Annotated in this window: 14 protein-coding genes and 1 tRNA gene; 5 read left to right on the top strand and 10 right to left on the bottom strand. The window is 41.2% G+C overall.

The window, feature by feature from the left end; all coding sequences use genetic code 11:
- Position 1 precedes the first annotated feature (1 nt).
- The 3 genes from purT to FTU44_RS01070 form a co-directional block, all read right to left on the bottom strand.
- Positions 2–1,216 carry a formate-dependent phosphoribosylglycinamide formyltransferase gene (gene purT / locus FTU44_RS01080; protein WP_180049125.1) on the bottom strand — a complete coding sequence of 405 codons (1,215 nt, stop codon included), beginning with the start codon at positions 1,214–1,216 and terminating at the stop codon, positions 2–4.
- A 369-nt stretch (positions 1,217–1,585) separates the two neighbouring features.
- A complete protein-coding gene (gene ygaH, locus FTU44_RS01075) occupies positions 1,586–1,933 on the bottom strand; it encodes an L-valine transporter subunit YgaH (protein WP_100328993.1) in 348 nt (115 codons plus the stop codon).
- Positions 1,930–2,682: an AzlC family ABC transporter permease gene (locus tag FTU44_RS01070; protein WP_159138591.1), complete on the bottom strand. Its 753-nt coding sequence runs from the start codon at positions 2,680–2,682 to the stop codon at positions 1,930–1,932. Before FTU44_RS01070 ends, ygaH begins: the two co-directional genes overlap by 4 nt.
- Positions 2,683–2,785: 103 nt before the next feature.
- Here FTU44_RS01070 and FTU44_RS01065 point away from each other — a divergent pair, with 103 nt between their 5' ends.
- A complete protein-coding gene (locus FTU44_RS01065) occupies positions 2,786–3,280 on the top strand; it encodes a hypothetical protein (protein ID WP_180049123.1) in 495 nt (164 codons plus the stop codon).
- A 207-nt stretch (positions 3,281–3,487) separates the two neighbouring features.
- On the opposite strand, the gene FTU44_RS01060 is transcribed toward FTU44_RS01065, so the two are convergent.
- Together FTU44_RS01060 and ychF are read right to left on the bottom strand one after the other, a co-directional pair.
- Positions 3,488–4,105: a superoxide dismutase gene (locus tag FTU44_RS01060; protein ID WP_180049121.1), complete on the bottom strand. Its 618-nt coding sequence runs from the start codon at positions 4,103–4,105 to the stop codon at positions 3,488–3,490.
- A gap of 206 nt (positions 4,106–4,311) precedes the next feature.
- Positions 4,312–5,403, bottom strand: a complete 1,092-nt coding sequence (gene ychF / locus FTU44_RS01055) for a redox-regulated ATPase YchF (RefSeq protein WP_005170292.1) — start codon at positions 5,401–5,403, stop codon at positions 4,312–4,314.
- Positions 5,404–5,696: 293 nt separating this feature from the next.
- Between ychF and FTU44_RS01050 the strand changes: the two genes are divergently transcribed.
- Positions 5,697–6,461, top strand: coding sequence for a glutathione S-transferase family protein (locus FTU44_RS01050; protein ID WP_005097394.1), 765 nt, complete (start codon positions 5,697–5,699; stop codon positions 6,459–6,461).
- Positions 6,462–6,522: 61 nt separating this feature from the next.
- On the opposite strand, the gene FTU44_RS01045 is transcribed toward FTU44_RS01050, so the two are convergent.
- Positions 6,523–7,917 carry a hypothetical protein gene (locus tag FTU44_RS01045; protein ID WP_180049119.1) on the bottom strand — a complete coding sequence of 465 codons (1,395 nt, stop codon included), beginning with the start codon at positions 7,915–7,917 and terminating at the stop codon, positions 6,523–6,525.
- Positions 7,918–8,303: 386 nt separating this feature from the next.
- Between FTU44_RS01045 and FTU44_RS01040 the strand changes: the two genes are divergently transcribed.
- On the top strand, positions 8,304–8,774 hold the full coding sequence (locus FTU44_RS01040; RefSeq protein WP_005097392.1) for an Lrp/AsnC family transcriptional regulator: 471 nt from the start codon (positions 8,304–8,306) through the stop codon (positions 8,772–8,774).
- A 68-nt stretch (positions 8,775–8,842) separates the two neighbouring features.
- Here FTU44_RS01040 and FTU44_RS01035 read toward each other — a convergent pair whose 3' ends face one another.
- Both FTU44_RS01035 and FTU44_RS01030 read right to left on the bottom strand, forming a co-directional pair.
- Positions 8,843–9,592 carry a YebC/PmpR family DNA-binding transcriptional regulator gene (locus FTU44_RS01035; protein ID WP_005097391.1) on the bottom strand — a complete coding sequence of 250 codons (750 nt, stop codon included), beginning with the start codon at positions 9,590–9,592 and terminating at the stop codon, positions 8,843–8,845.
- Positions 9,593–9,837: 245 nt separating this feature from the next.
- Entirely contained in the window at positions 9,838–10,392 is a 555-nt protein-coding gene (locus FTU44_RS01030) for a 1-acyl-sn-glycerol-3-phosphate acyltransferase (protein ID WP_005097390.1), read from the bottom strand.
- A gap of 797 nt (positions 10,393–11,189) precedes the next feature.
- On the opposite strand from FTU44_RS01030, the gene FTU44_RS01025 reads away from it, so the two are divergent.
- Both FTU44_RS01025 and FTU44_RS01020 read left to right on the top strand, forming a co-directional pair.
- A tRNA-Ile gene (locus FTU44_RS01025) sits at positions 11,190–11,266 on the top strand.
- A gap of 1,282 nt (positions 11,267–12,548) precedes the next feature.
- Positions 12,549–12,776, top strand: coding sequence for a hypothetical protein (locus FTU44_RS01020; RefSeq protein ID WP_074383544.1), 228 nt, complete (start codon positions 12,549–12,551; stop codon positions 12,774–12,776).
- A gap of 16 nt (positions 12,777–12,792) precedes the next feature.
- Here FTU44_RS01020 and bioB read toward each other — a convergent pair whose 3' ends face one another.
- A complete protein-coding gene (bioB, locus tag FTU44_RS01015) occupies positions 12,793–13,794 on the bottom strand; it encodes a biotin synthase BioB (RefSeq protein WP_100329905.1) in 1,002 nt (333 codons plus the stop codon).
- Between the two features lie 144 nt (positions 13,795–13,938).
- Positions 13,939–14,139, bottom strand: a complete 201-nt coding sequence (locus FTU44_RS01010) for a hypothetical protein (protein ID WP_180049117.1) — start codon at positions 14,137–14,139, stop codon at positions 13,939–13,941.
- Positions 14,140–14,174: the final 35 nt, after the last annotated feature.

Below are 14,174 nucleotides of genomic sequence, written 5' to 3'. Positions count from 1 at the left end.
CTTAGTTTTGATTAATGCTAACTTGATTTGCGACCTGAAGTGCCAGTTCGCGTGCCTGTTCAATGCTTTCAGCACGTGCAGTCGCAACGCCCATGCGACGCCGTTCGAAGCCTTCAGGTTTGCCAAACAGGCGCAAATCAGTATTGCCGTCTGCTAAAGCAAGATTCAGGCCAGAAAATGAAAGATTACGATCATCTACCCCGGCATAAATCACCGCGCTGGCAGCCACACTATGCCGTGTGGTATTGACCGGCAGGCCTAAAATCGCACGTGCATGCAATTCAAATTCGCTTTGGAATTGAGAGGCAAGTGTTACCAGTCCGGTATCGTGTGGACGAGGAGAAACCTCACTAAACCATACTTGGTCGCCTTTGATAAAGAGTTCTACACCAAAGATTCCGCAACCCCCCAGTGCTGTGGTGACTTTGTGGGCAATGCGTTTAGATTCCTCTAGCGCTGCCGGAGTCATCGGCTGAGGTTGCCAGCTTTCGACATAATCGCCCGAGTCCTGACGATGTCCGATCGGATCGCAATAAGAGGCTTCGATCTCGCCGGTTGCCGGATTTTTTGCACGAACAGTCAATAAGGTAATTTCAAAATCAAAGTCAATTTGCGATTCGACAATCACCGTACCCTGATTGACGCGTCCACCAGTTTGCGCATATTCCCAAGCCGCGTCTACCTCTGCAAAGCTTTTTACCCGAGACTGGCCTTTGCCAGAAGAGGACATGACCGGCTTGACAAAGTTTGGATAGCCGACATCATCACAGGCAGCACGGAAGGACTCTAAACTGTCAGCAAATCGGTACGCTGAAGTTGGCAGCCCCAGTTCTTCTGCGGCCAGACGGCGAATGCCTTCGCGGTTCATGGTCAGATTGACCGCTTTAGCCGAAGGAATGACGGTCGCAATATTTTGTTCTTCAACGTCAACCAGTACTTGTGTGGCAATGGCTTCAATTTCAGGAACGATTAAATGTGGCTGGATTTGATGGATCAATTGTTTTAATTCTTCAGCATCGGCCATATTCAAGGTATAGGAATAATGCGCGACTTGCATGGCAGGTGCATGCTTATAACGGTCAGCAGCATGAACTTCGACCCCAAGACGTTGTAGTGAAATCACCACTTCCTTGCCCAGTTCACCAGAACCCAATAATAGAACTTTATAGGCAGAAGCTTGCAGGGGAGTACCAATAGTCACGCTCATGTGTGTCATCCATGCTTGATTTTATGGACTTTTAGCATAGCAGAACTGAGCCGGCAGTTAAGCCAAGATTCATACAAAATTGTGATATTGTCCAACAGTTTTATTTATAAAGTTTTTCTGGAGGTAAGTAAGGCGTAATTGTCATGTCACTGATCTGTCAGACTGATTTGAAGACGGTATATCCTGTTTTGGCAATAGCTTTTTTCTATCTACAACTGGTCGAGTATTAAAAAAGTATAAAAGAATACGGAAATGATTTTATTTGAGCTTTTTCTTTCAGGAAAAATAATAGGGATCAGCTAATTATTTTTATATAATAAAGACCTATACTATTCCATAAGCATAAGTCTTTATCTTGATTGATCAGTCAGTTCAAGCTTAAAACGTCATCGGCACATAAGTATAAACCAGACCATAGGTCAGTGCTGCGGTCAGGGTCGCCATCACGATGCGTTTGAATTTAAAGTAAAGCGCAGTGAGTACGATAAATCCGACCAGCATCGCAATACTTTTATTCGGTGTTGCTAATAATGGCGGTAAGGTAGCAACTACCAGCATGGAGCTGATTGCCGCAATGCCGATTGAACCCAAGGCAATTTTTAGCCACAATGCTCCGCGTTTTTGTGAGCCTTGCTGAAATTTCTGAATCACAAAAAAAGGCCCGAAGCGTGAGACGAAATTGGCGATCCCGACGACAATGCCGACCAGAATAATCTCTAGATTCATGCTTGATCTCCTGCATGTTCAGGATCTGGCTGTTTTAAGATATAGTGCTTGAACAGGCCGGCAAAAATACCGGAACTGATACCAATGAAAATCGCGGCAGACAGATCAATAAAGTAACAGGCCACAGCAGAAACCAGAATGGTGACAGCCACAACAAAAGTATGTTTCTTCTCAAAAGCAGCCAATAGGAAACTCAGGAACAGCGCAGGTAACAGGAAGTCTAGAGCCGCTTGCAAGAATTGCGGCAGATTGCTGACCTGATCGGCAAATAAACCACCGAGAAAAGATCCCAATGCCCAGGACATCCAGCTAAACAGGCTTAAACCCAGCATCCAGGATTCAGACCATTCCTGACGCCGTTGCGAGAGCTTGATCATGCCGGAAGCAAAAACCTCATCGGTCAGACCCCAAGACCAGATCGCGGTTTTCTTTAAATTCAGCCGGTCTTGAATCAGGTTTTGCAGCGCAGGGCCATAGAGCAAATGCCGAATGTCTAGGGCAATCACCGTTAATGCCGTCATCCAGATAGATGTGCCACTGCCTAAAAGTGCGACCACAAGGAACTGGCTGGCACCTGCATACATCGAGCAGGAAAGAAACAGCGCTTCCCAAGCCGTAAAGCCAAACTGAGTGGCTGAAACGCCAAAAGCAAACGACACTGGTAAATAAGTGAAGATGATCGCTTGGCTATCTTTTGCACCTTGCCAGAAGCCAGCAGGTTGCGTAGCGAGTTGATTCTGTTCAGACACGACACACCTTGAAGGAGAGTTGAACGATGGGTCAAATGAAGATTGTGTATTCTACGTGAATTTAATAGCATAGTGCCGAAATGTTTAAATTGGCGAGCCTGATATGTGGATGTTCAAGACACGTACGATGCTGACAGCTGCTTTAATGAGCACTGCATTGTTGTTACAAGCGTGTGGGAATGACAGTCAATCGACTGATAAGCCAGAAATTAAACCGGCACCTAAACTGACTAATGATGCGACCACCTATGCCAATGCGGCATGGCAACTGATCAATAAAGTCGATCCACTGGTTTATCATAAAGAAGTGGATCAGCTGGAAACCCAGGTGCGTCAACCGGCACGTAAGCTGAGCACAGACTGGCGTATTAATGTCAAAATGACCGATTCGGTGACTGAAGGTAAATATGCTCTGTGTCGTAAAGCCTTAACCAGTCTGGAAATCTGGGCGCGTACCGTGATCGACAATGGCAGCAGTCTGGAACAAAAGCAGGCGGATTATGAGCGGGATAAACTGCAATGTCAGAATGCGATTGATAATCCTGAATTGGGAAATACTGATCCCAAACAAAAAGGCACCGCGATTGCCAATATGTAATAAACCTTTAGCCATTTAGTTATAAGCATAAAAGCCAGTCATTCAGACTGGCTTTTTTAGGATGAGACAACAGCAAGACTCTAAAAAGAGGGTATCCACACATGTTCTAATAAAATCACAAATACACCACAGATCAGGAGTGTGCTGCCAATTATGCGCTTAATCAGAATAGGTGTAGACATGGTCGATCTCCTTAAATATTTAAAGCTAAAGCGTGTTCAATGCTTCCAGATAACGACGATTTACTTCTTGCCAGTTCACGACATTGAAAAAAGCCGAGATATATTCCGGACGACGGTTTTGATAGTGCAAATAATAGGCATGTTCCCAGACATCCAGATCTAAAATGGGAATATTGCCATGCATCAGTGGAGAGTCCTGATTGACGCTGCTTTCTACAATAAGTGTTTGATCTGGCGCAACACTCAGCCAGGCCCAACCGCTACCAAAACGGCTCAGTGCTGCCTGGGTAAAGGTGTCTTTAAATGCCTCGAATCCGCCTAATTCATGTTCAATGGCCTTTGCAATTTCAGCTTCTGGATGGCCGCCACCGTCTGGACTCATGACTGTCCAGAACAGGGAGTGATTGGCATGTCCACCGGCATTATTGATCACGTTCTGTTTTAATTGCTGCGGTACTTCATTGAATTTGCTAATTAAGGCTTCGACCGATAAATCTTCCCATTCGGTTCCTGTAATCCCTGCATTGATATTATTAATATAGGTTTGATGATGCTTGCTATGATGAATTTCCATGGTCTTGCTATCGATATGAGGCTCTAGGGCATCATAGGGATATGGCAGTACAGGCAGGGTATAGCTCATGGTCAGGATTCCTTTGCTAGAATGAAGTCATGTTATTTTTCATTAGATTTAACATACGCCTGAATTTAATATTTTTATATGAGAATAATTATCATTATTGTTAATATGTGTGAATTATGCGTTGCCTGTAAGTTTTCTACGCTCGGTCATCTTATTTCCTAGGCCATAAAAAAGCCCCAGATGGAGCTTTTTCATACAGTAAATACTTAGACGTTAAAACGGAAATGTAAAACGTCGCCATCCTGAACGATGTAGGTTTTACCTTCTAGACGCCATTTACCGGCTTCTTTTGCACCCGCTTCGCCGTTGTACTGCACGAAATCATCATAAGCAATACATTCTGCACGGATAAAGCCTTTTTCAAAGTCGGTATGAATTACACCAGCGGCTTGCGGTGCAGTTGCACCAATTTTCACAGTCCAGGCACGAACCTCTTGTACACCTGCGGTGAAGTAAGTTTGTAAGCCAAGTAGTGAATAACCTGCACGAATCACCACGTTTAAACCAGGTTCTTCCATGCCCATCGCTTCCAGGAATTCAGCACGGTCTTCATCTTCAAGCAATGAAATTTCCGCTTCAATCTGGTTGCAAAGAGGTACGACAATTGCATTTTCTTCAGCAGCCAATTTTCTCACTGCATCCAAATGCGGGTTATTTTCAAAACCGTCTTCAGCAACGTTGGCAATATACATGGTTGGTTTAAGCGTCATTAAGCCAAAGCCACGTACCAGTTTACGTTCGTCATCATCCAGATCCGCTGCGCGAGCCGGTTTGCCTTCATCGAGTAAAGGCTGGATTTTTTCTAATACTGCTTTAGTAGCAATTGCTTCTTTGTCACCACCTTTGGCAGATTTAGTCAAACGGGTAATCGCTTTCGCCACCGCGTCGAGATCTGCAAGCGCGAGTTCTGTATTAATCGTGGCGATATCATCCAGTGGATCAATACGACCATTCACATGAATGACGTTTTCATCTTCAAAACAACGTACCACGTGAGCGATTGCATCAGTTTCGCGGATGTTGGCCAGGAACTGGTTACCTAAGCCTTCACCTTTAGAAGCACCAGCGACCAGACCTGCGATGTCCACAAATTCCATAGACGTTGGAATCACGCGCTGCGGTTTTACAATTGCTGTCAATTTGTCTAAACGTGGGTCAGGAACAGGCACGATGCCGGTATTTGGTTCAATGGTACAGAACGGGAAGTTTTCTGCAGCAATAGCAGCTTTGGTTAAAGCATTGAAAAGTGTAGATTTGCCAACGTTCGGCAAGCCGACAATACCGCAATTAAAACCCATGAAATAACTCACAAAAGCGTTATATAAAAATTGCCCCCGATTTTACATGAAAGCACGGCTAAAGTCAGGTCATGCACTTGTGGTTTATTGCAATCAAATGCTTCTTATAACTTAAAAGCTCCGCTGAGCTTTCCCGGATTTATTATGAGTCCGCCGAATATAGAGGAATAATCAGCCAGTATTGTACTTTTGGATAAAAATCACATTGTTTTTCTAAAATTGAGTGACTAAAGTATCTGAATAAAACAGCGGCCTATACGCCCTGATCCAATAACGATAAACATGGAGCATGCATGCGAACTTTATACCAGTTTCCTTTATCTCACTTTTGCGAAAAAGCACGTTGGATGCTGGACCATAAAGAGCTGTACTATGTTGCTCACAACCTGATTCCCGGCGTACATCGGGCTTTTGCCCGACTGAAAACAGGACAGAATCGTCTGCCTATTTTGCGCGATCAGGACAAATGGATTGCAGATTCAACCCAGATTGCGCTTTATCTGGATGATACTTATCCAGAACATCGTTTATTGTATGCTGAAGGACATTTTCGAAATAAAGCCTTAGAAATTAATGAAATTACTCTGGAGCTGGGTCGTCATGTCCGCCGCTGGATGCTCTCTCAAGCGCTGACTTCCGATCATGAATCTCTCGATATTTTAATTGGTGAGCAGGGCTATTTGCGCCAGTTTGAAAAATTTTCTAAACCTTTATTAAAAGCGATGGTCGCCAAGGGTTATGCATTGAATGAGGAAACCGTGGCGGAATCCAAACAGCATATTGATGTCACTGTACAGCAACTCAATCAGATGCTGGTTAGTCAAGGTGGATATTATTTTGTCGGAAATCGTTTAGGTCTGGCGGATATTGCTGTCTGTTCTATGCTTGCTCCATTATTGGCGATTCCGGGGACGCCGTGGGAAAAAGAAAATTTTGAAACCTTGTCCGAAGAATATCGTGATTATCAGCAGCATTTAAATGCGTTGCCTCTGGGTGAATATATTTGTCGTATTTATCGGACTGAGCGTAATGCACGGGTAGACTGGCGTGGTGTATAAGCTTCAAGGCAAATCCTAAAATTAAAAACGCGCATTAAGCGCGTTTTTAATGAGATGATGACTAACCCCAAGGATTAGTCTGGTCGATATCAATATTTTTAGTAAAATTATTGAGAAGTGAACCAAAATCAAAGCTGGATGAACCACCACCACTGCCAATATTCTGAATCGTATCTTGAGTGTCAGGCAGAATAGCAGACAAGTCAATATTGGAATCTGTGGCACCCACATCTTGGACCAGATCACCTAGATCAGGTAATTCAATCGAAGAGCTATTATCAATCAATTGCCCAATGCCTCCGGCAATGCTACCTAGATCAAACCCGTTTGAAGCAGAGGAAATTTCTTCGATCAGAGTACCCAGATCGAGATCACTATCTAGATTGAGATTACCCAATAATCCTCCTAAATCTATGCCATTTGAGCCATTCGCGATCAGGCCGCTGAGTAAATCGGTAAAGCCATCGAGATCAAAATCCCCCGCTGCATTCTCACCGACAAAACCGCTAATTAAATCTGTGATAGCACCGATATCAAAATCATTGCCTGTATTGCCGCCGATTAAACCGCCGATCAGATCTGCAATCGCGCCGATGTCGATATCACCCAGTGCACCAGACCCACCAATCAGACCACCAACCAGCTGAACGATTTGTGCAATATCAATCTCGCCATTACCACTGATCAGGTTGATGACCAGATCTGCAATCGCAGCAATGTCGATGTTGCTTGAACCACCGATGAGACCACTCACCAGTTGGACAATTTGAGCAATATCAATCTCGCCATTACCGCCGATGAGGTTGCTGACCAGATTTGCAATCGCAGCAATGTCGATATTACCTAAACCACCAGAACCGCCGATCAGGCCGCTGACCAGTTGGGCAATTTGCGCAATATCAATCTCGCCATTACCACCGATGAGCTTGCTGACCAGATCTGCAATTGCAGCAATGTCGATATTACCTAAACCACCAGAACCGCCGATCAGGCCGCTGACCAGCTGAACGATTTGTGTAATATTAATCTCGCCATTACCGCCGATGAGACCACCGACGAGTTTGGAAATAGCACCAATATCCAGATTGCTGCTATTGTTCGCCATTAGGCCATTCAACAAATTGGTGATCTGGCCAATATTAAAACTGCCCCCATTGGATTGGGTTAAGCTGCTGATCAGACTCTGAATATCTAACTTCGAAGCATTTGAACCAGACAACTGAGTTAATAAATTGCTCAGATTTGCGCTGTTCAGACTATGTCCAGAGAGAAGGCTGTTTAATAATGAGCTCACGGAAGGTTGTGAATTAGAGCTGTTTAGACTGCCAATGAGATTGCTAAGCGTACCTGAGGCTGTTCCAGCGAATAAGCCACCTAACAGGCTTTTAGTTTGTGTTTCAGCCGTTAAGACAGGACTCACCTTGGTTTTAATCAAACTTAAAATTTTAGAAGCCATGAGCATTCCTTATTTAATATTTTTGAAAAATGCTATTTTTATTTTTATTTTTAGTGCGGCTTTGTTTTAATCTATTTCTATACACTTGTAAAAGATAAGTGGCTGAACTGTGCGGGTACTTGAAGGTCTGGCTTGTATTTTGCTGGACTAATTAAACTTAAATTATTAAAAAGTAAATAATTAATAGAAATTACCATTGGTCATTTTTTAGAATTATATGATTAACGGTTATCTGGTTCAGGATTGAAAGTTACTTTATAAAATGGCAGAAGATTTGGAAAATATTTTCAGAATATGAAAACTTTGTGAAAAATAAATAAATATTGTATAACAGGGAGAGCGCAATATTTTGCTATTTTTATTGATTATTAAGAAAGAGTATAAAAATGGAACTGGATCGTTTCGATAAACATATTCTAGAAATATTGACCCATGAGGATGTCAATCTGAATGAACTGTCAGAGCGGGTAAATTTATCTGTGAGTTCAGTCCATCGCCGGATCAAACACTTGATCGATCACAATATTATCAGTGGCTTAAAGCGTGAAATTAATTATCAGAAATTAGGTTTCACGCTGCATGTACTGTTACAGGTGTCGCTAAGTAAACATGATAGTGATACTTTTGCTAAATTTCTGGAAGAACTGGAAAGTATTCCCGAAGTGATTAATGCCTTTTTGGTCACCGGCCAGTCTGCGGATTTTATTGTCGAAGTAGTGGCGCGAGATATGGAAAATTATAGTGAAATTTTACTCAAGCGTATCGGGAAAATTGAGCATGTGGTTGCACTGCATTCGAGCTTTGTCATTAAAGAATATAATGTCTTTAACTGTAGCGGATTACTCAATAAAGTTTGATCCTAGGCGAGAGTAGTAGACAACTATAAAAAACGCACCCAAGGGTGCGTTTTTAGTTTTGATCAAGCTTAAGCATCTAATTGCGCCATCACTTCATCAGTAAACTCTACGTTGGTATATACGTTTTGAACATCATCTAAATCTTCAAACATATCGATCATTTTCAAAATCATTTTGGCTTGATCAACATCTGTAATTTCAGCTTTGGTTGAAGGGCTCATCACCACTTCAGCATTGTCAGACTTCAGACCTGCTGCAGTGAGCGCATCCTGTACATCACCAAAGCTTTCAGGCGTGGTAATTACCAGAATTTCATCTTCAGCAATTTCAATATCTTCCGCGCCTGCTTCCAAAGCTACTTCCATGATTTGATCTTCTAAAGAAACATCTTCAAAAGTGATCTCGCCACGTTTGGTAAACAGATAAGCCACTGAACCGGCAGTACCTAAGTTACCATTGGTTTTTGAGAAGCAATGGCGAACATCAGGAACAGTACGATTCAGGTTGTCTGTCATGGTCTCTACCAGAACAGCAACACCACCTACACCATAACCTTCATAGGTCACTTCTTTCAGGTCGTCGTTATCTTCGCCACCCGCACCACGTTGAATGGCACGGTTGATCACATCACGTGTCATATTTACAGATAATGCTTTTTCAACCACCGCACGCAGACGAGGGTTGCTACCTGCATCTGGACCACCGAGTTTTGCCGCAGTGGTTAATTCACGAATATATTTGGTAAAAAGCTTACCACGACTCGCATCTTGTTTTGCTTTACGATGCTTAATATTGGCCCACTTGGAATGACCCGCCATGCGAACTTTGCTCCTTGTAGATTGGCTGTATGCCTATCAGAATGCCGAAATTCTACCATAAGCTTTTTTTTAAAAAAAAGTGTCTGGATTTGAGATTTCAGGATAAAACAAAAAAATTGTATTAAATTGATAGAAAAGGGGAATGCTATAGTGCAGTTTTTGATTTTATTTTTCAAATTTATACAAATGCTTTAGGAGGACATGAACAGCAAAGGATCTGTTCATGTCGAGCACTGTTACTGAGCTTATTCCGGAATGACAATATCCAGATCCACTTTATCTTTATAGAGCTGTTTGATTAAGGCCAGATCTTGAGCCAGATCTGTTGGATAAATCTTGCCTAAAATGCCACCTTGTTTGGTTCTGGAATTGGCATATAGCAATACAATCGGCACATTGGCAGCTTTGGCAATATGCCAGAAGCCGGTACGGATCGGTTTACGTGCTTCACCTTGCTTGGCACGTGTCGCTTCTGGTGCAATCACCAGATTAAACTTTTCATTATTCTGAAAATGCTCCACCATCTGGGTCACGATATCTTTATTGGCCTTGCGGTCAACAGGAATACCGCCGACAGCTTTTAATAGCGGTTTGAAAGGTCCTTTAAATAGTTCTTTTTTGATCAAGGTATGAACTTTAAGATCATAAATCTGGAAGAGGGCAATCGACAGCACCGCATCCATCATTGAAGTATGTTCAAAGCCAATAATGACCTGTTTGTCTTCGAGTACATCTGGTTCGACATGATATTGCCAACCCGCAAGTTTAAATGCAGATTCGCCAATGAATTTATTTAGCATAAGCACAGATTAAGTAAAAGCCATATGTGGAGAATTGCATAATTTCTTCTTGTTCGGCCATTCAGTCAATAGGCTGGCAAATAAAACGTGTAAATAATGTAGAAATCTATAATTTCTTGATCTTTTTAAACTGAAATATTAAGAGCTAAAATGTATAAATAAAAAATTTTGATATTAAAAAAGTATTATTAGATATAAAAAAAGTCTTAAAATGGTGAAAAAATGACTATCCAGAGCAAGATTTAGTTATTAGACTTTTGTCGAAGAAGAGAAGGGGTATTAATCCTTTCTATTTTGTTGTTCTTTCTACTCTGAGATTGAAAACTATGACATACATTACAGCCTTTGTAGTCTCTTTATTGATTTTAGTGCTTATAATTGTATGGTCTTTCATCGAAATTAAGCAGGATTTGCGTAAAGAAAAGGAAATGAAGTCTCAATTCTAGTTTTTCTTTATTGTGCAGCTCATATCCTTTTCCATCATTTTTAATGTTTTATCAAATATTTTTTGATACTTTATAAATATACTGAGACGTCAAATCTATCAAATGTATGTCTTATTCTATGAGGTTGACGTCAATATTTCAGGCTAGGCTGCCTTAAATTGATCTGTATATACCCATTTTTCTGCATGTCTTTAGACTGAAGTATTAAAGAACTAGAATTTCTTTCGAATCAAGTCATGATGATTGCTGCCTAAGTGTTCAAGTGGTTATAAAAGTACTTGTCTTTCAAAAAAATCTTAGCTAGTATTCATGACGCTTGAACTTATTGATAAATAAAGTTTTCAGCATGTAGGGCCTATAGCTCAGTTGGTTAGAGCAGCGGACTCATAATCCGTTGGTCGACAGTTCAAGTCTGTCTGGGCCCACCAAATTTTATATTTATATAGCTTTATATAAGATCTAAACCCTTAACTCTAAAAGAGTTAAGGGTTTTTGTATGTCTTAAGAATACTCAGGTAGACTCGTAGAAAAACACCCTATTCGTATCCTTGTTTGTATCATAAATTTAAAATATAACTCAGGATACAGGAGCCTAGTTTAATCTAGGAAAATCATAATTTTATTGCTAAATCTAAATTGCTCACAGATACCCAATTTGCAGTGTTAAAACCTAAAGAATTAGAGTATAGGGTTTCGGATATTATGGGTTTGTATTTAAAAGTCGTTGTAACAGGTAAAAATCATGGCAGTTGCGGTTTAAGAATACACTTGGTAAATGGACATAGCTTGGGACTTATCCAGTAATCTCAGTCAGAGAAGCATGTTCAATGGCCATTAAGTATTAAAATGGTGAACTCATTTTAAAAACTAAAAATGAGAAGTTATTGGAAGCTCAACAAAAAGAGAACCTATTGTTTGGTAATTTACTGATTAAATGGATGAAGACAAAGCAAGCTGTATGAACTGATAAAACTTATAAGAAAGAGTATCAGTCGATAGAAAAGCATATATTGCCAGTATTTTGTTATCGTCTATTCAAAGACATACCTGCTTCGGAGTGGAAAGGATTTTTCCAATAAAAACAATTAAATGAGCAGATATTCAATCGATTTGAAAAACTAATTTCGTATTGTCGTAATGCTTATGATTTTACCATTGACGATAATTTAACTATTACACTTAAATAAAAATTAGGCAATATTTGCATCAACTTATAAAAAAGAGGTCTGGCTTCAATAGATGAGTTTTATGAGCCATTCTTGAGGATTTTTTATCTAGAAGAATTTTACCTCAGGAAAAAAGTTTATATTTATGAATGGACTGTGATGCACTTCAAAAAATATCAGGAAATAAGATGAAAAGTAGATGAAATGCATTTTACAACTGAGAAAATTATGCTAATAAATAAGAGATGATTTTTTAGTCAGAAATCATGATGTTTCAGGAAGGAATATCTTAAGAAGCGTATTAAAAAAATGATTAAACAGGAGTTTCAAGATGCTTCAGCTATTAAGAAAATTATTTTGCTTGCATATCTATGAGTACGAGCAAATGCAGGAAATCGGGGAACACAGGGAGTGTCGTAAGTGTGGGATCAATAAGGACTGATGTTTTACAAAAAAAAGTGAGCGAGGGCTCACTTTTTTTATGCTTATACTTGGCTAATTTCCGTTAAAATTAGAGTGAAATTCCAAGCTGATGATCGGGCATATGAGCAAAAATTTTCATGCAGATACCTATATCGTAGACAGCAATCTGGCAGATACGCTGCATTGGCTTAGTCTGCATCAAGACAGTTATGAGTCTTTTAGCTATGATGCAATCACTCAGGAGTTGGTGGTGCATCATGCCAATGGAATGGATCAAATCAGAGTTGGAGATTATCTGAATGCCCGCTATGGCATACTGATTACTGCACATAACTTTTCAGCGACTTAATTCACTCCTATATTGCTTAGCCTGCCATCGCATCGGTCGCCAATGCACGTACACTTGGTTTAGGCTGCTCTGCAACCAGACCTAATTTCTCAAATAGCTTTTGGTCACGACCTTGGGCAGTATTTGGGGTGGTCAAAAGTTTTTCACCCGAGAAAATGGAATTGGCACCGGCCATAAATGCCAGAGCCTGATCTGAATCGGTTAACGATTCACGGCCCGCAGAGAGGCGGATGTAGCTTTTTGGCATCAAGAGGCGCGCCACTGCAATGGTACGAATCCATTCAATAACATCCAGTTTTTCTACATCTGCCATTGGTGTGCCTTCAATTGGAACCAGCATATTGATCGGGACAGATTCAGGGTGAATGACCAGCGTGGCAAGTTCATATAATAAACCAATCCGGTCATTACGGCTTTCGCCCAGTCCGACAATACCGCCACTACATACTTTTAAACCGGCTTGACGCACATAATCCAAAGTATCGAGACGGTCATCAAAGCTTCGGGTACTGATAATATGTGAATAATATTCACGAGAAGTATCCAGATTGTGGTTGTAGTAATCCAGACCGGCATCTTTCAAACGTTCTGCTTGGGATGCATTCAACATGCCCAGTGTCATACAGGTTTCCAGACCGAGTGCTTTAACTTCCTGCACCATTTCCAGAACATAAGGCATATCGCGCTCATGCGGGTTACGCCATGCAGCGCCCATACAGAAACGAGAGCTTCCAGAAGCCAGTGCCTGTTTAGCCTCCTGAATGACTTTATCGACCGCGATACGTTTTTCAGCTTCTAGCTTGGAATCATAATGCGCAGATTGTGAACAGTATTTGCAGTCTTCAGGGCATTTGCCTGTTTTGATCGAGAGGAGGGTGCTGACCTGAACTGTATTGGCAGTGAAGTGCTCACGATGAACCTGTTGCGCCTGAAACAATAAATCCATTAAAGGCTGCTGATACAGTGCCTGTATTTCTTCACGTGACCAATCATTGCGTACTGCATTACTCGTGTTCATATATCTGTCCTTGTTTGTGCTTATTTATCATTCACCTCATCTTAATAAAAATGTGTGTCTGCCTCACTAGCAAAATATGACCTTCTATAACAAACAAAGCCCACACGGGGTGGACTTTGTCATTATATTCAATCCTGAAATTTTTTATTCACGATGACCCCCATGAATATTTTGATTTTGCAGATCGTCACGATGCTGCTTGTTCAACACTCGTTCATCCTGCTCATGCTGATTGTTCTTAGGAGAATCGATTGGCCCATGTTGGGGCTGCTGCTGTTGTTGCTTCTGATGTTTAAGCTGATCTAGCTGTTCGTGCTGTTGCTGTTTTTTATCTTGCTCTTGCATCTTCAATCCCTCTCGTCATTTTTTCATCTCTTTCT

The sequence above is a fragment of the Acinetobacter sp. YH12105 genome (assembly GCF_013419095.1).
In the GTDB taxonomy this organism is placed as follows: domain Bacteria; phylum Pseudomonadota; class Gammaproteobacteria; order Pseudomonadales; family Moraxellaceae; genus Acinetobacter; species Acinetobacter pseudolwoffii.
Note: the sequence above shows the minus strand (reverse complement) of the source record. Positions and strands in the feature narration are given on the sequence as shown.

What these genes read in the sequence shown, in the direction of transcription:
- purT (WP_180049125.1), bottom strand. Translation starts at nt 1,216, where the DNA reads ATGACACACATGAGCGTGACTATTGGTACTCCCCTGCAAGCTTCTGCC.
- ygaH (WP_100328993.1), bottom strand. Translation starts at nt 1,933, where the DNA reads ATGAATCTAGAGATTATTCTGGTCGGCATTGTCGTCGGGATCGCCAAT.
- FTU44_RS01065 (WP_180049123.1), top strand. Translation starts at nt 2,786, where the DNA reads ATGTGGATGTTCAAGACACGTACGATGCTGACAGCTGCTTTAATGAGC.
- FTU44_RS01060 (WP_180049121.1), bottom strand. Translation starts at nt 4,105, where the DNA reads ATGAGCTATACCCTGCCTGTACTGCCATATCCCTATGATGCCCTAGAG.
- ychF (WP_005170292.1), bottom strand. Translation starts at nt 5,403, where the DNA reads ATGGGTTTTAATTGCGGTATTGTCGGCTTGCCGAACGTTGGCAAATCT.
- FTU44_RS01050 (WP_005097394.1), top strand. Translation starts at nt 5,697, where the DNA reads ATGCGAACTTTATACCAGTTTCCTTTATCTCACTTTTGCGAAAAAGCA.
- FTU44_RS01045 (WP_180049119.1), bottom strand. Translation starts at nt 7,917, where the DNA reads ATGGCTTCTAAAATTTTAAGTTTGATTAAAACCAAGGTGAGTCCTGTC.
- FTU44_RS01040 (WP_005097392.1), top strand. Translation starts at nt 8,304, where the DNA reads ATGGAACTGGATCGTTTCGATAAACATATTCTAGAAATATTGACCCAT.
- FTU44_RS01035 (WP_005097391.1), bottom strand. Translation starts at nt 9,592, where the DNA reads ATGGCGGGTCATTCCAAGTGGGCCAATATTAAGCATCGTAAAGCAAAA.
- FTU44_RS01030 (WP_005097390.1), bottom strand. Translation starts at nt 10,392, where the DNA reads ATGCTAAATAAATTCATTGGCGAATCTGCATTTAAACTTGCGGGTTGG.
- FTU44_RS01020 (WP_074383544.1), top strand. Translation starts at nt 12,549, where the DNA reads ATGAGCAAAAATTTTCATGCAGATACCTATATCGTAGACAGCAATCTG.
- bioB (WP_100329905.1), bottom strand. Translation starts at nt 13,794, where the DNA reads ATGAACACGAGTAATGCAGTACGCAATGATTGGTCACGTGAAGAAATA.
- FTU44_RS01010 (WP_180049117.1), bottom strand. Translation starts at nt 14,139, where the DNA reads ATGCAAGAGCAAGATAAAAAACAGCAACAGCACGAACAGCTAGATCAG.